This window comes from Mageeibacillus indolicus UPII9-5, from assembly GCF_000025225.2.
Lineage (GTDB): Bacteria > Bacillota > Clostridia > Saccharofermentanales > Fastidiosipilaceae > Mageeibacillus > Mageeibacillus indolicus.
Genome location: NC_013895.2, coordinates 1,188,030 through 1,208,729 on the forward strand (window position 1 = coordinate 1,188,030; position 20,700 = coordinate 1,208,729).

The window sequence follows — 20,700 nt, forward strand, 5'->3', positions numbered from 1 at the left end:
ACCTCAAACTATTCCTGCGTGTCGGCATTGCTGCTAACCGCTGTACCAGCTTCAGCACCTGTCCCACCTTCAGCACCTGCCCCAGCTTCAGAGCCTACCCCAGCCATACCGCCGCTCTGAGCTGCGGAACCTCCCTGGCCAACGTTTGCCGCTTTTCCCTTCGCAGTAGGTGGAAGAAAACTCTGTGGCAAATCTGCCTTAGCAGCAGCATTACCAAGCAGCGCATTAATAAACGCCGCATCCGCTTTGCCGTCATAACTGAAAGGACGTTCGGTAAATTTCTTTACACCTTTTGCGTTCCGGGCAGCTCCTGCTCTGCCTGAACGCCCCGAACCGGTAAATGATGCACTCATCCCCCCGGAAGACGCTGAAATTGCAGATGAAGCGGAAGTTACGGATGTTCCAGAAGTCAAACGTCTATACTCGGCCTGTTCGAAAGCCTCAATAGCCGCCAGATCGGCCAGTCCCGCTTCCACCCACTTTTTGACAATTGTATTTAAAGCTGTAATTGTCGGATTACGCAAATTTGGCGTTTTTTGTAAAAGATATTCCAATACATCGGTCTTATAGCCGTGTTTGAAAATCCAATCTCCGATTATCTCCTCATCAGCCGCGGTTACGGTTCGCCGCAGCGATTTCCCCACCAACCGAGAGGCCACCCGCAATAAACTCAACTTATCCTGATCACGAATCAAGTCGTTGTAGGTAATGATGCCACGTTCTGACCAACTCTTCGCAACTGACTTTAAATAAAAATAATTTCGCAAATTACCCCGCTCGGAACATTCGCGTACCAGACAATACATTACCTGACGATCAAAGTGGTACTGATCAATTATCGTTTCGATCATGTGATACCATGTAGGCGTCATACCACCGTGGAAAAAAGTTTTGTTTATGTCCTGCATATAACGCTCAAAAGAATTTTTAGCCGCACGATTGTCGGTGGCGTTACCTTCACCAGCCACCCTAGCCTTGCCGCCAGCCGCCGCTTCAGACATTTGCAGTAAATTCTTCAATTCAGCCAATTTGAGGTCGGTAAATTCATATCGATTTCCGTCCGGTGCCAAATCAATCAAACCGGCAATAGCCAGACTCGTCATGGCTTTCTTAATCTCATTGTCCGAACATCCCAATATATTGGCCAGTTCCGACGAAGTATTATGCTCATGCTTTTTGAAATCATACAGCAACCGCAGATACAGTTTGAGCGGAATAAGCGACAAACTAAACATTTTATCAACAATGAACAAATCAGGTACGGGTGTATCCTGTAGTATCAATTCATATGAATTTTCCCAGAGCATAAATACCTCCAATTCTTTTAATTATACCACCCAAGTTTTACAACTGCATAGCTCGCCGGCTATTCACCCATTCCACAAAAACTCACCTTCACAAAATAACTCATCTCAAACTCGTCTTCACAAAATACCGCACCAAAAAACAACATACGAAAACCCCCGTAAAAACGGGGGTTCGCAAATTTCATTCAATATTCGTAAAGCAATCAGCAATCCTTGCAGCGTTATTACGCGCAACAACTTGCCAGCTTATTCCGCATAAGATTCCTGGGACTTACGCACATAAGATTTGTAGCGTTCGGCCGCATTCTGTTCGGCCAAGGCAAAAACCGCTTCGACATGTTCCGGCGGGTACTTTTTGGCCAAAGAGCTGTAACGAACCTCAGTCGTAAGATAGTCGTGGAACTTAGACAAGTCAGGTGCTTTGGAATCAAGTACGAACGGATTCTTACCTTCTTTAGCTAATAGCGGATTGAAACGGTACAGATGCCAATAGCCACACTCCACTGCTTGTTTCTCACGGGCTTGAGATCTGGTCATTCCGCCTTTGATACCATGGTTGATACAAGGCGAGTAAGCAATGATCAATGACGGGCCGTGATAAGCTTCCGCCTCGGCTATAGCTTTCAAGGTTTGAGCTTGGTTGGCACCCATAGCGATCTGAGCAACATATACATAACCATAACTCATAGCCATCATGCCCAGATCCTTCTTCTTAACCGACTTACCACCGGCAGCAAACTGAGCAATAGCACCCATAGGAGTTGATTTAGAAGCCTGACCACCTGTATTGGAATAAACTTCTGTATCGAAGACTAGAACGTTAATATCTTCACCGGTTGAAAGGACATGATCCAAACCGCCGTAACCGATATCATATGCCCATCCGTCGCCGCCGAATATCCAGGTAGAACGTTTGCTTAAGTAATCCTTGTTTTCCATGATGTCGGCGATAAGTTTTTGTTCATCCGGATTGTCCGTATGATAATTGCTGAGTGCTTCGACCAAGGATTGAGCCGATTCAATCGTTCCTTCAGTCTTGGCCATGTTGTCTAACCAATTGGCACCGGCAACTTTTACCGCTTCATCAGTGACAGTACGGTTCAATTCCATCAATTTTTCTTTAAGACGGTTACGCAACTGTTTTGCACCGAGCAACATTCCTAAGCCATGTTCAGCGTTATCCTCAAACAAGCTGTTTGCCCATGAAGGACCGCGGCCATGTTCATCGGTTGTATAAGGTTGGGAAGGTGCCGAGCCACCCCAAATCGAAGAACAACCAGTAGCGTTAGAAATCATCATCTTATCACCAAATAGTTGAGTTACCAACTTGGCATAAGGAGTCTCACCACACCCGGCGCAAGCACCGGAAAATTCGAAGTACGGCATATTGAATTGCGTACCTTTGACGATGTTGCTCTTCATCGGATTAGGCTTTTTGGTGACTTTTTCGGTCAAATAAGTCCAGTGTTCACTCTGTTGCATATTCTCGCCGATAGGTTGCATTACCAAAGCCTTGTTCTTGGCCGGGCAAACCTGGGCACAGGATCCGCAACCGGTGCAGTCCAAAACTGACGGCTGAATGATGAATTTATAACCGTCATAAGGTTTGGTACCCTTAATGGTAGTCATCGTAGCCGGAGCCTTAGCCGCCTCTTCTTCGGTAACCAAGAAAGGACGAATTACGCCGTGCGGGCAAACATACGAGCATTGGTTACATTGGATACAATTTTCCGGAATCCAGTGCGGCACATCAACGGCGATACCACGTTTTTCGTATTTGCTCGTACCTTGTGGCAAAGTACCATCTTCCATACCAAGGAAGGTCGAAACCGGCAAGCTATCGCCGTTCTGAGCATTGGTGACATCAGCAATCTTAGAAACGAATTCAGGCACGTTACGTAATTTAGCCGGGCCGTCAACTGCGTTCGCCCAATCGGCCGGATATTTGACTTCATGAATTTTTTCGCAACCGGCATCTACAGCGCCGTAATTCATCTTAACAATTTCATCGCCCTTTTTGCTGTAGGATTTAACGATAGCTTTTTTCATGTATTCGACAGCTTCTTCAATCGGAATGATATTACTCAGCTTAAAGAATGCTGCCTGCATTACGGTGTTGGTACGGCCGCCGAGCCCGAGGCCCTTGGCAATTTCAACCGCATCGATAGTGTAGAAACGGATTTTCTTGGTCGCAATAGCCCGTTTCATTGAAGCCGGCAGGAAGGTATTTAATTCTTCATCCGTCCACAAGGTATTCAGCAGGAAAACCCCGTTATCTTTCAATGATGAAAGCATATCGTACTTGTCGACGTAAGATTGTTGCGAGCAGGAAGCAAAATCAGCCATATCAATCAAGTAGGTGGAGTGAATTGGCGATTTACCAAAACGCAGGTCGGAAATTGTTATACCACCTGACTTTTTAGAGTCATAGCTGAAGTAGGCTTGTGCGTACATGTCAGTATGATCACCGATAATCTTAATCGAGTTTTTGTTGGCACCTACCGTACCATCAGAACCAAGACCCCAGAAACGGCAGGAAACTGTACCGGCCGGCACTGTGTTAATACCTTTAATCGGAGCCAAAGACAGGTTGCTGACATCATCAATAATGCCAATTGTAAAGTTATGACGCGGTTTATCTTCATTAAGATGTTTGAATACGGCCAAGAAATCACCCGGAGTAGTGTTCTTTGAACCTAAACCGTAACGTCCGCCCACAATAATCGGCGGATTCTCGTGGCCATAATAAGCAGTAACAACGTCTTGGAATAGCGGCTCGCCTTGCGCACCGGGTTCTTTCGTACGATCCAGAACAGCGATTTTCTTAGTCGTCTTCGGCAAAGCGTCAACAAAGCGCTTGGTATCGAACGGACGGAACAGGTGAACATTCAGCACACCAACTTTTTCGCCCTTTGCCGTCAAGAAGTCGACGGTTTCTTTCAACGCTTCCACGGCTGAGCCCATGCAAACAACAACTCTTTCAGCTTCCGGATCACCGTAGTAATCGTAAAGTTTGTAGTTGGTGCCGGCTAATTTGTTGATTTCATTCATATAATGTTCAACAATATCAGGCAACTCATTGTAGAAACGATTGGAAGCCTCGCGAACCTGGAAGAAAATATCAGGGTTCATCGCCGAACCACGCAAGGTCGGGTGATTAGGTGATAGAGCTCTTTCACGGAATTCCTTAACCGCCTCATAATCAACCAGCTCAGCCAAGTCATCATATTCCGGTACTTGAATCTTTTGAATTTCGTGCGAAGTACGGAAACCGTCAAAGATATCCATGAACGGAACCCGACTCTTAATAGCCGATAAATGAGCTACACAGGCCATCCATACAACTTCCTGCACGCTGCTGCCGAACAACATAGCGAAACCTGTTTGTCTTGCAGCCATTACATCGGAATGGTCACCGAAAATTGACAAGGCGTGCGTCGCCAATGTACGAGCTGAAATATGGAAAACGCATGGTAGCAATTCACCGGCGATTTTATACATATTAGGAATCATCAGGAGCAAGCCTTGTGAAGCGGTGTAAGTGGTGGTCAAAGCACCGGCGGCAAGGGAACCATGCACGACACCGGAAGCACCCCCTTCAGATTGCATTTCAATAACGTTTACCGTTTGCCCGAAAATGTTTTTACGACCCGCTTGCGCCCACTGGTCAACATAGTCTGCCATCGGTGATGAAGGGGTAATCGGATAGATACCGGCCACTTCAGTAAATGCATATGAGGCATAGGCGGCTGCCGTGTTACCGTCACATGTCATGTACTTCAACTTCTTTGTCATAGACGTCTCTCCTTTATTAGATTTTGTCTTTTGTTTTGTTCCAATAGATCAACTAAAATTATAGCATAATATAGTGGCTTACAAGGGTTTTTGCAGTGATTTCATTTGATATATTGTATTTTTTATCACAGTTTGTGTATAATCATGCATATTTTTGACGCTTTCGGGACATTTTGCCGCTTGGATATATCTCACATAAATTTAGCCTAAGCTAACATCATAATGTACACTCTGCACAAATATCGCATTAACCCTGCAAAAAATTATTCCATTAGCGCGAAAAATAAATCTCTTGCACGCAAAAAAGTACTCCGATCGCCGCAGCAATCGGAGTACTAATTTTGTTTGATAAAACTTTATGGTCATGTAAGGCAGCCAGGTTCACGACCTGAATCCGGCCTCACTGATTAAAGAGCTATTTATGCGTGGTAGGTGTTGCAAATCACCGCGAAATCGGCCGATTTCAGAGAAGCACCTCCGACAAGCCCGCCGTCAATATCCTTTTGGGCATATAATCCCGCGACATTTTTGGCATTTACGCTACCGCCGTACAGTATTCTCACCTTATCAGCATCCGCGGCAGTATACAGTTCAGCGATGAGCTTGCGAACATATTCACAAACTTCCTGTGCCTGGGCGTCTGTGGCGGTTTTTCCGGTACCGATTGCCCAGATCGGCTCATAAGCAACAGTTACCAAATGCAGCTTGTTTGCCGGTACGCCGGACAAGGCAGCGGTAATCTGTTCTTTGATCCAAGCGAATGTTTCGCCACTTTCACGTTGGGCTAAAGTTTCACCGCAGCAGATGATCGGGCGAACGCCCCAACTCAAAGCCGCCAAAACCTTCTTATTTACGCTTTCATTGGTTTCAGCATAATATTCTCTTCTCTCGCTGTGCCCGATAATGACATAAGGCACACCCATTTCTGCCAGCATGCGCACGGCAACCTCACCGGTGAACGCACCCTTTTCTTCATAATGGCAGTTTTGAGCGGCAATTTTAATATTTGAATAAGCCGTAGCTTCCAAAGCGGCACTTAAGGCAGTAAACGGAACGCCAACAACGATCTCCGCTTCCGCCCCGGCGACTGCCGGCTTAAGCTCATTAAGCAGTTTTACCGCTTGGGAAGGTACCCCGAGGTTCATCTTCCAGTTACCGGCCGACAGATTGCGGTGATTGTCGCTGTTCATCAGGCAATCAATGCCGGGCAAAACCTTGCCTTCAAGGAATTCCAAAGAAGCTCCGCCACCGGTAGAAATATGGGTAACTTTATCCGCGAAACCGAGCTTCTCAATGGCAGCCGCTGAATCACCGCCGCCGATAATTGAAATTGCCCCGGACTCGGAAACTGCTTGGGCAATAGCACGAGTACCAACAGCAAAGGCATCAAATTCAAAAACCCCCATAGGTCCATTCCAAATTACCGTACCGGCATCTGCAATGGCAGCCTTGAAGAGTTTAACACTTTCAGGACCAATATCCATACCCATTTGGTCAGCAGGAATGGCATCGGAAGCAACAACGGTCGCAGCAGCATCAGCTTTAAATTCTTTGACAACTACGGTATCAACTGGCAACAGGAGCTTGACTCCTTTGTCTTCAGCCTTGGCCAATAAGCCTTTAGCTAATTCGATTTTGTCAGCCTCCAGCAAAGACTTGCCGACTTCATACCCTTTGGCGGCAAAGAATGTATAAGCCATACCACCACCGATAATTAAGGTGTCCACTTTTGCGATCAGGTTTTCAATAACACCGATCTTGTCCGAAACTTTGGCTCCACCCAAAATGGCAACCAAAGGACGCTTCGGATTGTTGATGGCATCACCCATGATCTTCAATTCTTTTTGGATCAGGAAACCGCATACCGACGGAAGATAGTTAGCCAGACCGGCGGTTGAAGCGTGGGCGCGATGAGCGGTACCGAACGCATCGTTAACGAAAATTTCAGCCAAAGAAGCCAACTCCCGGGCAAAAGCAGGATTATTTTTGGTTTCTTCTTTGTGGAAACGGACATTTTCCAACATAACGACATCGCCGTCATGCATGGCGGCAATTTTTGCCTTGGCATCATCGCCAATGACATCCTTCGCCAAAGTAACTTCCTTGCCTAGCAATTCACTTAACCTAGCGGCAACTGGACGCATGGAAAACTTGTCTTCCGGTCCGTTCTTAGGCCGTCCCAAATGGGAAACCAAGATAAGTTTTGCGCCATGATCGATCAAATATTGAATAGTCGGCAAGGCGGCCCGGATACGTTTGTCATCTGTGATCGCGCCGGTGGCCTTGTCCTGTGGTACGTTAAAGTCTACCCGAGCAATCACACGCTTGCCGGTTACCTCAATGTCTTCAATGCTTTTTTTTAATAATTTAGCCATAATTCTTCTCCTGTCTTAAGATATTACAAACATATTGAATCTATCCCATAACATTATTATTTTACCATTTTCCGTATGCCAACTCCAGCAGTATTGTTATATTGTGATATACTGATGAATAAAAATTGCTTTTTTTGGCAAAGTGGCAAAAGGAGGAGAGCCATGCCTTCACTACTCCTAATTATAAATATTATTCTTGTTGTTATAGCTATAATTATCTGGCTTAACGGATACAAAGCCATACGCTTATTCCTTATCGTATCGGGTGGGTTTTGCGGTTATATCGCTGCCGCCTACATAAATCGACTTCTTATGTTCAATGATCTTAAACTGCTGATTTTAACAGTTGCAGCAGTAGCTATCGGAGCTGCGCTGTTTAACTTTGCCTATCACGCTGCCTTCGTCTTGGGCGGCGGTTTTATTGGTGTTTATTTCGTCTTCCGGTATAGTCAAATGCTGGGGCAGGCGTCAACAGTAGAAAGATATTTGATCGGAGCGGCGGTCGGAATAATTTTGGGGGTATTGTTGCGTAAATCTTTCATTATTTTTGGAACAGCTTGGGTGGGAAGTGTCGGCGTCGTTTTCTACGCCTTGAAGTTATTAAGACTTTCAGACATAAATATTGGCGCATATCTGCCGCAGATTATCAGGGAGAACTTCACTATCTTCTTGCTTCTGCTGCCCCTGCCGCTTACCTTGATCGGAGCCAAAGTTCAGTATAATTCACTACGTGGCAAACATAATGACTAAATTTAATCTCCATTCAAAGCAAACTTTAGAATCTTCAGCCAAACGTTCAAAGCCTCGTAGGCGACCTAGCTTGAACCAAATCATCGTCTGTTCGGGGTTGGTTTTATGTTTGCTGTTTTTGGCCGTACCACTTTGGATGGGGTTGGCAGTAAAAGGACGCCAGATCAGCAATGCTGATGACATACCCAAAGCTGAGTGTATTATGGTTTTGGGCGCTAGAGTTTACAAAGATCGGCCGAGTCATATGCTTGAGGGACGACTTGAAGCAGCAATCTCGTTATATTTCAAACAAAAAGCACCGCAGATTTTAGTTTCGGGTGGCGGAGCCGGAACTGATTTCGATGAGGCAATAGTTATGCGCCGTTATCTGATTTCACGCGGGGTGCCGGCGGAGTCTATTATCATGGATCATGCTGGTATAAACACCTACCAAAGCTGCTATAACGCAACCTTCAAATTCGGCTACAAGAAGATTTTAATTGCCACTACTGAATACCATATGCAACGTTCCTTGTTTCTGGCCACCAAGCTCGGGTTGGATTGTTACGGTTACGCTTCGCCCGACAAACTTGCTTACGGTATGCCTTTCAACTACGGACGTGAGGCTTTAGCTAAATTAAAAGCGATTTATAACATTTACCTTCACGCTCCGATAAGCGCAGTTCAAACAGATTAATTCTTATTTAATTCCATTCGGATACAGAGCGATACTGTTAACTAAAAGCTGCCTCGCCACTTGCAAAGGTACGCCCGCACCAGCACCGCAGTTTTCTAAAATTACCGCCACGGCTAAAGGATAAGCATCATTCTTTACATAAGCGGCAATCAAGCCGGTTGCCGCTTGGCCTGCAACCTCAGCAGTACCGGATTTGGCTCCGACCTCAAGGCCACGGATGTCAATAGCTCGAACAAAACCGGTGGCGACAGCGTGTTCCATCAGCTTTCGCTCCAATCCGGCCTGTTCCGGGCTCATCACCGTCTTGGTCGAGTTTGTTGTGGATATGATGTGATAAACCTTGCCGGTAGGGTCGCGGCGCGCAGCTATGATATGAGGTTCAGGCTTTTCCCCATCATTGGCAACGGTAGCCGCCTGTAGCGCCAATTGCAACGGCGTAACTTGTAAAATTATGTCGCCGACAGGCTGTCCAATTGATGCCCAGGTCAATATTGCCTCATCATGTTCGGGACAGCTGAACCGGCTTGTATTAACTCGCAGGCGATCAAGGCTGAGCGGCGAATTCCATCCCCAAGTTTCGGCCATTTGCTGCAACTCGCCCAGACCTACCTTACGCCCTACTTCCCCGAAAAAAATATTGCAAGAATTGGCAAAACCGTCCGTTAAGTTCATAATTCCGTGGCCGTGGCCGTAAATCTCTTTGGCGGCAGCGTTAAACAGCGGTGCTCCCGTACACTTTACGGTGAAATTCGGGTCATACCGCTCAGATTTTATGAATGAGGCGGCAGTTATCATTTTAAAAGTTGAGCCGGGGGGAAACACCCCATTTATCGCCCGATTAAGCAAAGCGGTATCCGGAATATTTTTATAATTTATAACATTTACCGGAGCAGTTGATGGAGTTGAGGTCATCGCCAAAACTTCTCCCGTTTTGTAGTTAAGCAAAACAGCTGCACCTTTATAGCCTTGCATGGCCGTGTAAGCTATTTTGTTTAACCGACTGTCAATAGTAAGTTGCAGGTCATCTCCCCGCAATCCTTCGCCGGTAAAATCAAGGCGCACGCGTCGGAATATATTGCGTTCGTTTCCCATCAATTCCGGCTGATAGGCAGCTTCGATCGTGTTACCCATTATATGGGTATAATCGCCGACCAACTGCAGGACAGACGCTGCTAATACCGGATCGGACGAATATTGCCGCCCGCCCTGTTCACTCGTCGCCAAGGTTATATTATCGCGAGTATAAATTGAACCAGCCAACGCATAAAGGGAACGCAAAGTATGCTTGTTTTCTCCGGCGGCCGCCCACAAGCTAGATTGGCTGCGGTGTTGTTGCCATATCAGGCCGGTTAACAGGCCGACGCTAAGCAGCACAAAAATAACAAAAAATATTTTAATGTTTTTAAGAAAACTTTTCATGTATGCTCCTCAAGCCCCATTATAACGATTACGTCGACCGGCTAAGCCCAAAAAAATCGCCGACATGATCAGTTTAGCCAAAACGGAACTACCTCCTTTAGCTATAAAAGGTAAGGTCGCCCCGGTCAGCGGTATTAGTCCGGTTGAACCACCGATAACAATCATCGCCTCAAAAAATAGCAAGGTCGCTATTCCCAAAACCATGCTGCCGGTGAAACCGTCTTCTGAGTCCGCAGCCACCAAAATCGAGCGCAACCAAATTATTAAAAATAGTATAACGACGAATAGCCCCACCAACAGCCCCCATTCTTCACATAAAACACTGAAAACCATATCACCTGAGGCCTCAGGTATACCAGCCGGGCTGCCATTGCCGATTCCCCTTCCCCACAGACCACCACGCGCGACCGCCTGCAGGCCGAAGACAATCTGCTCATTGCCGGGATTTATTTCCGTCCACAGACTTTGCCAACCGTACAGACGCTTACGCACATAAGGGAATAACCGATAAGCGATAACGCTCATGGCCGACCCACCAAGCAGCAAAACACCGGCTCGCCAATATTCCGAGGTCATTATGATATAAACTACCAAAGTAGTCGGCAAAAGCATCATTACCGAGCCTAAATCAGGCAACATCATTATTAGAAAAAAGTTCAGGCCGGCCCAGGCGGCAAAAAACAATTGTTGTCTCAGGCGTGGCCTGATTTTAAAGAAACCGGCCAAAACGATCAAATAAGTTATTTTGGCAAATTCGGAAAGTTGCAGGCTGACACCGCCTAAACTTAGCCACAGACCGGCACCGTGGCCGCCAGTGTCTCGCCCCAAAATCAGCGTTGCCAAGTATAATAGCGGGGTTATCGCCAAACAAAAAGGCATTACGCTTTCCAAAATTCTGGTGTGACTTACCAAAATATAAATAATCGGCAGCAAAACCAGACCCAAAATTAAAGCTGTCACCTGGGTTCGATATTCCTTGACCACATAGTCAATCAGTTCGGCAAAAACCCGGTGGTCACCGGCCAACTTGGCCGCTACAATCTGAGAACGGTTGATCAGGGCCAGTCGGAACTGCACCACGTTTCCCAACAAAATTAACTGAGCCATGGTCAAAAAGCTGCAGCGGTCAAAATTGGCACTGGTAAGTGGCAGCAGCAAGAAATACCCATTTAAAAGCACGGCAATGATTATCTCGTAAGCGGCCACCGCTTTAACGATGGAAAGATCATTGGTTGGGAAAAGCATATACATGACCATATAGCTAAGCAAAATGAAAAAGTTCATACCGAGCCAAGGCAACCACGGTCCTTTATCCCCCAAAATATCGGCCAAACCGGTCATTTCCTCAGCAGTAGTTGCAACTTTTTGTAAGGCTTGAAAATTACCTGACTGACGGTCAGCTAAACTTTCATCATAGGTAAAACCGGCACGAATAGTTTCTTCCCGTTCATCGACGAAGGTCAATTCCAGACCGTTAAAGCCTATTTTGTCTCGGCTGACTAAAATATGGGGACCGGTCAGGCTATCTCCGTTTAAAGTTACATTGGTATGTCCGGTAGGGCGTACATACCAATTGCCGTCGAACCGATAAACGATTACAGCTCGCCGCTCCATATGAGGAATACTGAAAACCAGATCACAGGCGGCTGATCTTCCTATGACGGTAGTCGAATAAAGCGGCAATGCTATCGCCGTCTTTCCGGCTTGAGAACGCAGCTGCCCTTGGGTCGGCCAATCTTTAGGCATCAAATTGAGTTGTGACCAGGATGCAAGCCCGTGAGCAGGCGAGGGAGTCGGAAAAAGGAAGAGAAAAAAGCCGGGCATGGCCGCCGAACGCAACTTGATCCGGGCGCGCACTTGTTTCAAAGCAAAGCGAGCCAGGTGAAACGTCACAAATCCTATTATGAGTATGAATATATATCTGGAAAGGTATGCCAACCTTGCGGCGTCCATTTTGCCTCCTATTTCGCGGGTGAGCAGCCGAGATGAATATCGGATCATAAATTAAGCGGATTAGCGGATAGTTTTGCGGATAACTTTCCGTATTTCATCGGCAAATTAACCTAGTTGTAATGACATTGTAATATTGTTACGGCATGGTCACATGTCCACCTGTATTTTACCACACTTCTTACCTCGGCCGCATTACTTACAGTTCTCCTCATTTGTGGTAAAATCTCATTGTCGCTCTTAGAAAGAGCAGCTATTATGAACTGCCCATTGAGGTGATATTATGCCCTTTCACATGTATAAACGTCAAGGTGATTCGCAATCGAAGAAGGCAAAAACAGTTACAGATTTCGCATCCACTTCTTATGCTTCGTCGGCTGATTCGAATTCGTCCGGTTCGACCACGTCCACGCCGGCTGCGTCAAAGTCGGCTGCATCCACATCGGCTGCATCCACATCGGCCGCATCCACATCAGCCAAGTCTACCCCAACTAGGGCCAAGCTCGCCAAACGACCGGCGGTTTATGGCAAATACGGCAGCTCAGCCTCGGCCCAACCTTGTCAACGCCAACCCATCATAGCAGCTCCACGGCGTTTTTTCCTTCTCTGCCTGCCGTTATGTATATTTTTGCTAATTGCATACATATACACAGAGCGTGATATAACCTATCGACAAGCTGCTTTGCATTCTACAGTTACTAACGGGGTGTACGGGAAATATCTGTATGTCAATTATAAAGTAAACAAGCTTTTAAGCGACAAAAGCCGCGTTGATGAATATTATTATCGCTTGGTCGAGATCGAAAATCAGAGCGTACCGTATGTCATCTTATCTTACAGAGTAGATGAAGCAGCTTCACTTGAGCCAGAACTAGCTCATCTGCCCCGCCGTTTTACCGGACGAATCGACACTGCCGGCGGTGAAGACCATGAATTAATAAAAAAATATCTTGTTCGTCCCGCGCTTCAACAAGGCTATCCCTCCTCCCTCGCCGCCAACATGTACTATGTATTCAACATCAGCCGCTTTACTTATGCATATCGCTATCGCAACGCCGTGATACTAATCATCATCATTATATTGGCTGCTTTACCGATTACAGACAATTATCTCCGCCGCCGCCAGCGCAACATGTAAACAAGCTGACAACGGCATCCACGATCCTACAATTACGGTAATTGTTAAGTGATTTTTAAGATAGTATAATTCCATAAAGCAGACCGATGATCAGTCATCACTTTTAATATGCGGTTAGGAGGCCGGAATGAAAATCACCATCGTCGGGGCGGGTAAAGTAGGCGAAAAACTTTGTATCGACTTAGCATCTGAAGGCCATGATATCGTCCTCATCGAAAAAAATGAAAAAACCCTTAACCGAATCATTGCCCAAGCAGATATTGCCGGAGTTGTCGGCAACGGAGCGCTTTACGAAACCCAAGTGGCCGCCGGAGTCGGCGAAAGCGACATATTCATTGCGGTAACACCCCAAGATGAAACCAACATAATAGCCGCAATCACCGCCAAGGTACTTAACCATCGCACCACAATCGCCCGTGTACGTGACCCAGATTACACCACACAAATGAACTTCCTTCGCCGCAAAATGGGCATCGGCCTGATGATCAACCCCGAACAGCAAGCAGCCCGTTCAATTATTCAAATGATCCAGTTTCCAGAAGCGATAGCTGTTGACCAATTTGCCAATGGGCGAGTTTACGTAGTACAGTTTCTGGTTAACGCCGGCAGTCCCTTGGTCGGCTTAAAAATGAAAGATCTGCGCCCCAAATTCAGCGATGTCCTAGTTGGAATTATCGAACGTACCGACGGACAGGTTTTGATTCCTTCCGGCTACATTGAAATTCGTGCCGGCGACATCATCCATGTTACTGGGGAAATGAAACAACTGATCAAATTTTACAACTGTTTAGGCGGCCATTCCGAAAAAATACGCTCGGCCATGATCATTGGTGGCGGTCGTATAACAAGATACCTCATCCCTGCTCTGTTACGCTATGGCATCAAGTTGAAGGTGATCGAAAAATCCCTTGAACCGGCTAATTACCTGGCCGGAATGTACAGTGACATATCTGTAGTCAACGGAGATGGGACCAGCCAGGCAACCCTGCTGGAACAACGAATTCAAGACTATGATGCGGTTATTTCTTTAACCGGTATAGACGAAGAAAACCTGCTGATCGGCCTGTTTGCCGAAACCCAGAAAGTGCCCAAAATCATTTCCAAAGTCAACCGGATAAATTTGCTTGATCTCCTGCACTCACAGGCAATTCAATCGATTGTAACCCCTAAAGAATTAGTAGCTGATGAAATTATTCGTCTGGTACGCGCCAAAGCCAACTCAGAAGGTTCAAAAGTGGAATCGCTGTATCGTTTAGCCCGAGGCAAAGTAGAAGCTTTACAATTCACCGTAACTGCCAAAAGTAAAAGCATCAACGTTCCGCTGCAAGATTTGCCCATCCGTCCAGAAACGATTATCACTTACATTCTACGCGATCGTGATCTTATCTTCCCGACTGGCCAGGATTGCATTCTGCCGGAAGATCGGGTAATTGTATTTACAACTTACAAAAACTTCGATGACTTGGACGACATTTTGCAATAATTTGCGTCTGAAAGCTGCCAGCAAGGGCGGAAAACTTAGGAGTAAGAATGAACTTAGGAATTATTCGGCTTATGTTGGGCCGATTGTTATGGATAATCGCCGGACTGATGGTTTTTCCACTGTTCGTAGCACTTTTTTACCAAGAAAGTTGGCATAATCTGCTGGCCTTGTCGGGAAGCATCGTCTTAGCCTTGCTCGGCGGGCTAGTACTGCGTATCAAAATGCCGACAAACAAACAAATGTTTGCACGCGAAGGTTTTATCCTTTGTGCTCTGTCGTGGCTAGCACTATCAATTTTCGGAGCGTTGCCTTTCTATTTCAGCGGCGCCGTCCCGTCTTATGTCGACGCGTTATTTGAAACAGCCAGCGGCTTCACCACTACCGGAGCAAGTGTTTTGACAAATGTGGAGGCCTTGCCAAAAAGCATGGCCTTTTGGCGCAGTTTCACTCACCTCATCGGGGGAATGGGAGTTTTAGTCTTTATTCTGGCCATTTTGCCGGCTAACGAACGGCACTCTTCCTCAATCTATCTGATGAAAGCCGAGGTTCCAGGGCCTACCTTCGATAAATTATTGTCCAAAATCAAAGACACCTCACGTATTTTATACCAAATATATTTGGCAATGACCATGGTTTTGATTCTTCTGCTCATGGCCGGCGGAATGTCGTTGTTTGACGCGTGCATTCATGCTTTCGGGACAGCGGGAACCGGCGGTTTCAGCAATTACGCGGCCGGGGTCGGATCTTTTCACTCACCATATATAGAATATGTTTTAGGTGTTGGGATGTTGCTTTTTGGAATAAATTTCAACCTGTATTATCTGCTTCTTTTAAAACAGTTTAAGTCTGTTTTCAAGGATGAAGAACTGCGCTGGTTCTTAAGCATTGTCGGTATTGCTGTGCTTTTAATTTCTGGCAGCCTCTGGTCCAGCTATACAGATCATTGGCGGATGTTCCGTGATGTGTTTTTTACGGTCAGCTCGGTCATATCGACTACGGGATTTGCCACCGTCAATTTTGGTGCCTGGCCGTTATTTGCACAGGTCATTTTGCTCGGGCTCATGTTTTTCGGCAGTTGTGCCGGATCCACAGCTGGCGGTTTAAAGATATCTCGCGTGGCCTTGATTTTCAAATCTTTCAGTGCTGAAATTAAATCTACTTTGAACCCTAATCGTATTGTACGTTTAAAATTCAATGCCAAACCGGTGCCAGCTGAAACGGTTCACGGAATTCACAGTTATTTCGTGCTGTATATAATTATTTTTGCCGCTGCCGTTCTTTTGGTAAGTCCATACTGCAATTCTTTGTTAACCGCCGTGAGCTCAGTTGCCGCCACTTTGAACAACATCGGTCCGGGGTTAGATGCGGTAGGTCCGAGTGCTAACTTTGCCTTTTTCCCAACTTGGCCCAAATTGTTGCTAACCTTAACTATGATTATCGGACGTTTGGAAATACTGCCGGTAATTCTTCTATTCTCCCCGCGAGCTTGGAAAAAAGGGTGCTAGGGTTGTCCCAAAATTGCAACCGCTACATTGAAGTAAACAATCAATGATAATGCGTCCACCACAGTCGTAATTATAGGCGTGGCCATGATAGCCGGATCCATCTTACAAAGTTTGGCCAGCAGCGGCAAAGCACCGCCGACCAGTTTTGAAACGATTACCGTACACAACATCGCCAAAGAAACAATAATACCAACAGTCACATTGTGATTATAGAAAAAATAGATGCGGATAAAGTTCACCATTGACAGTGGAACACCGACCAACAAAGCAACCCGCAGTTCCGTCCACAGGACGATGCCCATGTCCTTATAACTCAACTCATCCAAGGCAATACCACGGATCATAAGTCCGCTTGATTGGGATCCAGCATTCCCGCCGGTGTCGGTCAGCATCGGAATAAAGCTTACCAGCAGAGGCAGCGACAGGAACGCCGCCTCATAATGTTGTAGTATACTTCCGTTGATCATGCCGGAGATCATCAGCAGTAATAGCCAACCCAACCGCCGCTTAGCATGTTCAAAAACCCCGGTTTTCAAATATGATTTTTCGGATGGCTGAACGGCCGCCATGATGGACAAATCTTCTGTTGTCTCATCGCGAAGAACATCAACCGCATCATCAACCGTGATAATACCGACAAGTCTTCGCTCTTGATCTACCACCGGAACAGCTAACAGGTCATAGTGCTGGATGGCATTGGCCGCCACTTCTTGATCATCTGTAGTATAAACGGAAACTACGCTGGTTTCCATTATATCTTCGATCATCGCGTCGTCGGACGCGGCTAATATTTCTCTGACCGTCGTCACACCTTCCAAAATTCGATCGGCAGTGGTGACATAGCAAGTATAGATCATTTCAAATTCGTCAGCCTTGGTGCGTAAACGTTTCAAGGCCTCAGCTACGGTCATTTTCTTTCGCAAATGGACATATTCGGTAGTCATTTTCGAGCCGGCAGAATCTTCCGGATATTGTAATATCTTGTTGACGATGGCTCGCTTTTGCGGCGGCGTGTTACGCAGGACGCGCTTAGCGACAGTGGCCGGCAATTCTTCCAAAAAATCCACCAAGTCGTCGACAAAAAGTTCTTCGATCAGCTCCTGCATTTCCAAATCACTATAAGCCGTCACCAACTTTTCCTGCAGTTCACCTGAAAAATACGCAAATACTTCTATACCTATATCTTTAGGTAGCGTGCGAAAGATCAGCGCAGCTTTGGTGGTGTCGACACTGTCCAAAAACTCCGCTATATCAGCTGGTTGCATTTCAATTAAAATATTGCGTAGCGGGATATACTGACCCTCAGCCGATAAGGCCTGCATTTCTTCCCATTTCTCCGGATTAGACTCTCTGATCATGCTAACATCCTGTCCGCGTAAGCCGCTTATAAATTAACCACATGTCGGAAGATGGTAACTTATATTTTAACTTATTAGGCGTTCAAAGCAAAGCAGAATTTAATTTTTGCCCAAATATATGATGGAACAAAACATATAGGACAAATATAGTATGGGTATGGAGTAAGCGGACGGGTATGAAGAAAAATAAAAATATAACTTGTACCGTTTTCAAATAACATGTAAGCTGTTAAGCGAGGTGTACGAACACATGTCTAAAACAGCTGATTTTACTTTTCCTATATCCTGTGGCTTAATCGGTCTCGGCCGGGTAGGTATTAAGCACTTACGCGCTATAAAAAGTTTGAAGACCTTTCGTCTGGTTTTGGTCATAACTCGCCGTCCCGAGCGTGCGAAAGCAATTGTAACCCGGGTGCTCGGCAGTGTCGCCGCTGAAAAGGTAGAATTTTTAACTTCCATCGAAGCAATTAAAACTTGGCCGCGGATTTTCGCCATTGCCACGCCTTCCGGGGAACACTATTTTGCCGCCAAAGCAGCTTTAATCAATCACTGCCACCTTATTTTGGAAAAACCGATGGCCTTAAAGCTTGCCGAATGTCGTGAATTATGCGAATTGGCGAAGCAAAATCAGTGTCACATCGTAATGTGTCATATTTATCGTTACTTTCCTCTAATGGCAGATTTGCAGCAAAACATTGTCGCAGAAAAATATGGCCGTCTACTGCACATAAACTGTCAGCTTGCTTGGGGACATGATGCTGCATACTACCGACAAGCTTGGCGTGGTACTTGGCAAAATGACGGCGGAGCTTTAATGAATCAGGGTATTCACGCTTGCGATCTGGCCGTCTGGTTAAGTGGCAGTAGGCCGGTCTCTGTTCAAGCTTATACAAGCAAATTTGTCCACACCGATTTGGAAGCGGAAGACACCGCCTGTATGCAAGGGTATTGCCTAAACGGCACGACTTTTCAAATTTGGAGCAGCACAGCAACCAATCCTAAGGCACCTACCGCTCAGATAAACCTTTATTTCACCCACGGAGAAATTTCCGTCAGTCTGAAGAATGGCCGTCCTTGGCTAAAAATTACCGGCACAGCGAATGGCGCACCCAAGCGAAGGAACTATGTTGGTGCACTGATAAAAAAAGTTTTGTCGCCTTCAAAATGCAAATTTAAAGAGCGGCTGGGCATTGTACTGCATCCACATCAAGGGATATATGCAGATATGGCTGATCTTTGCCGTGAGGATAATGGGGCGGCAGCCTACTCGCTGCGGCGCGGAGCTTTAGCCGGAGATAAAGACGGCTACAATGCGGTGGAACTGGTAATTGCCGCTTATTTGAGCAGTCGCAATCATAATCTGCCCGTTGCTCTACCGCTCGACCCGGCGGCGGCCGAACCATATAATAATGAACCGACCGTATACAATAAATGATAACTAAAGCTATCACCCCGGCTGCGCTGCCGCAGCAACTTAGTGGCAAATAAACTTTGTCACTAAGCTCTACGCATTGAGCCATCAGCACTGACCAAATAGCTTAAGGACTAAGCCACAAGCTTACGCCAATGTAGGGATTTGTTCAGCCGATCTTGACCACAAAAATATAAATCATCACCTATTTTCGCAAAAACGTGGGTCAAACAATCTTGCAAACCTTCAAACTTTATTTGACTTAATTCATAGGTCAAACCTTCATTAACTTTGACTTTTATTTTTAAAATATAATATAATGCTTGATGCGACTCAGAATCTCGGCCTACCAACAGAAGCCTATCAGACGCGACTGTTACGCTATAAAAAGTTTCCAGGCGGGAAGTAAGCTCAGGAATCGGAAAAACGCTCTCCGTTTTGCTATCTACATAGTAGTAATCATAGTAAAACATCCGTGCATTCGGGACAAGGAGAATCGCATCATCACCGCAAGGAAACAGTCTGTCACCTTGTTTCAAATCGAGCTTATCAATATAAGATAATTCTTCCACTTTATTTTCGGCCGGATAAATTCCATGCAACTTCTCATCCGCACTCAAATAGCTCAAAATAGCCGTATCATTATACGACAAATTCAGCAAAGACGGCATAAACGGACGAGCAGCAAGCGTTTTTAAGGTTTTTATATTGTCTTTATTAAGCTGTAAAATTTCTGTCTGCGTATTCTTTTTGCTCAACCAAATTCCCATAACTTGTTGGCCTTTTCGCCATAGTTCCGGGGTAAACATCAAGTTAAATATCTTATCATCTGAAACCTTATTGATGGTTATTTTTTGTTTCTCAAGGTCAAACCGCCCGATAAAGCCGTTAATTCCGGCCTCGCCGGCCAGATCACTAATGCCGCTGAGCCAAACCGCATCGTCAGTTTCAACGGCACTTTTGATTTCCGCCCCGTTTAAGCCGAGTTTCTTTATATCAATTGTTTTTTCGACCGCACCTGAGCTGAAATCATATTTTATCAATTTCAATGTTTCATTAGTCGGATATTTATATAACTCGTCAACTTTAAGCCATATCGCTGACCCTGTTTGACTTAGCAGGTAAACGGCAACTTTATTGCGATCAATTCCAGGCTCAAAGTCCAAGCCATCCAAAAGTGATTTTGCCGCCATATCAACTTTATCCGGTAAATTTACATTTTTCGTATCAGAGCTTTTGTTTTCAGCTGTCTGCTTATCACGCTGTCCCGACTTCTCTGCTATTTTTCCGGCGGCTTCTTGTGCAGGCATTTGTTGTTTTTCGCTCGAGCAGCCGGCCAAGCTAGCCAATAAAGATATGGTTATACTTACAACGCATATACACGCAAAGAATTTCGCCGATTTTGTCGCGCACTTATAGACGAGCATATATATTTTCATGGATGAACCTCGCTTAAAGCATGTAGAGTCAGATTGTTTAATGCAAACAGTACGACTAAAGCTATAGCTTAGGGATAATAAGACAAATGACCCG

Annotated in this window: 13 protein-coding genes; 6 read left to right on the top strand and 7 right to left on the bottom strand. The window is 45.8% G+C overall.

Features of this window, described 5'->3' with window-relative positions; genetic code table 11:
* Window positions 1–8 precede the first annotated feature (8 nt).
* The 3 genes from HMPREF0868_RS05290 to tpiA form a co-directional block, all read right to left on the bottom strand.
* Window positions 9–1,307: a DnaD domain-containing protein gene (locus tag HMPREF0868_RS05290; RefSeq protein WP_012993675.1), complete on the bottom strand. Its 1,299-nt coding sequence runs from the start codon at window positions 1,305–1,307 to the stop codon at window positions 9–11.
* Between the two features lie 246 nt (window positions 1,308–1,553).
* A complete protein-coding gene (gene nifJ / locus HMPREF0868_RS05295; RefSeq protein WP_012993677.1) occupies window positions 1,554–5,102 on the bottom strand; it encodes a pyruvate:ferredoxin (flavodoxin) oxidoreductase in 3,549 nt (1,182 codons plus the stop codon).
* A gap of 419 nt (window positions 5,103–5,521) precedes the next feature.
* A complete protein-coding gene (tpiA, locus tag HMPREF0868_RS05300) occupies window positions 5,522–7,477 on the bottom strand; it encodes a triose-phosphate isomerase (RefSeq protein WP_012993679.1) in 1,956 nt (651 codons plus the stop codon).
* 162 nt (window positions 7,478–7,639) lie between these two features.
* Here tpiA and HMPREF0868_RS05305 point away from each other — a divergent pair, with 162 nt between their 5' ends.
* A complete protein-coding gene (locus tag HMPREF0868_RS05305; protein ID WP_012993680.1) occupies window positions 7,640–8,227 on the top strand; it encodes a hypothetical protein in 588 nt (195 codons plus the stop codon).
* Window positions 8,220–8,903, top strand: coding sequence for a SanA/YdcF family protein (locus tag HMPREF0868_RS05310; protein WP_049779010.1), 684 nt, complete (start codon window positions 8,220–8,222; stop codon window positions 8,901–8,903). Before HMPREF0868_RS05305 ends, HMPREF0868_RS05310 begins: the two co-directional genes overlap by 8 nt.
* Window positions 8,904–8,906: 3 nt before the next feature.
* Here the strand turns inward: HMPREF0868_RS05310 and HMPREF0868_RS05315 are convergent, their stop codons facing one another.
* Both HMPREF0868_RS05315 and HMPREF0868_RS05320 read right to left on the bottom strand, forming a co-directional pair.
* A complete protein-coding gene (locus HMPREF0868_RS05315; protein WP_012993682.1) occupies window positions 8,907–10,322 on the bottom strand; it encodes a penicillin-binding transpeptidase domain-containing protein in 1,416 nt (471 codons plus the stop codon).
* 9 nt (window positions 10,323–10,331) lie between these two features.
* Entirely contained in the window at window positions 10,332–12,275 is a 1,944-nt protein-coding gene (locus tag HMPREF0868_RS05320; RefSeq protein WP_012993683.1) for an FtsW/RodA/SpoVE family cell cycle protein, read from the bottom strand.
* A 280-nt stretch (window positions 12,276–12,555) separates the two neighbouring features.
* On the opposite strand from HMPREF0868_RS05320, the gene HMPREF0868_RS05325 reads away from it, so the two are divergent.
* The 3 genes from HMPREF0868_RS05325 to HMPREF0868_RS05335 all read left to right on the top strand — a co-directional run bounded on the left by HMPREF0868_RS05325 (window position 12,556) and on the right by HMPREF0868_RS05335 (window position 16,398).
* Complete coding sequence (locus HMPREF0868_RS05325; protein WP_041705696.1) at window positions 12,556–13,410, top strand: hypothetical protein; 855 nt, start codon at window positions 12,556–12,558, stop codon at window positions 13,408–13,410.
* Between the two features lie 127 nt (window positions 13,411–13,537).
* Entirely contained in the window at window positions 13,538–14,893 is a 1,356-nt protein-coding gene (trkA, locus tag HMPREF0868_RS05330; RefSeq protein WP_012993686.1) for a Trk system potassium transporter TrkA, read from the top strand.
* A 47-nt stretch (window positions 14,894–14,940) separates the two neighbouring features.
* Window positions 14,941–16,398 (top strand): TrkH family potassium uptake protein, encoded by a 1,458-nt coding sequence (locus HMPREF0868_RS05335; protein ID WP_012993687.1) that lies wholly within the window; start codon window positions 14,941–14,943, stop codon window positions 16,396–16,398.
* On the opposite strand, the gene mgtE is transcribed toward HMPREF0868_RS05335, so the two are convergent.
* Window positions 16,395–17,756 carry a magnesium transporter gene (gene mgtE / locus HMPREF0868_RS05340; protein WP_012993688.1) on the bottom strand — a complete coding sequence of 454 codons (1,362 nt, stop codon included), beginning with the start codon at window positions 17,754–17,756 and terminating at the stop codon, window positions 16,395–16,397. The genes HMPREF0868_RS05335 and mgtE overlap by 4 nt on opposite strands.
* A 250-nt stretch (window positions 17,757–18,006) precedes the next feature.
* Between mgtE and HMPREF0868_RS07995 the strand changes: the two genes are divergently transcribed.
* Window positions 18,007–19,191 carry a Gfo/Idh/MocA family protein gene (locus HMPREF0868_RS07995; protein WP_012993690.1) on the top strand — a complete coding sequence of 395 codons (1,185 nt, stop codon included), beginning with the start codon at window positions 18,007–18,009 and terminating at the stop codon, window positions 19,189–19,191.
* Between the two features lie 110 nt (window positions 19,192–19,301).
* Here the strand turns inward: HMPREF0868_RS07995 and HMPREF0868_RS05350 are convergent, their stop codons facing one another.
* Window positions 19,302–20,606, bottom strand: coding sequence for a hypothetical protein (locus HMPREF0868_RS05350; RefSeq protein WP_012993691.1), 1,305 nt, complete (start codon window positions 20,604–20,606; stop codon window positions 19,302–19,304).
* Between the last annotated feature and the right edge of the window lie 94 nt (window positions 20,607–20,700).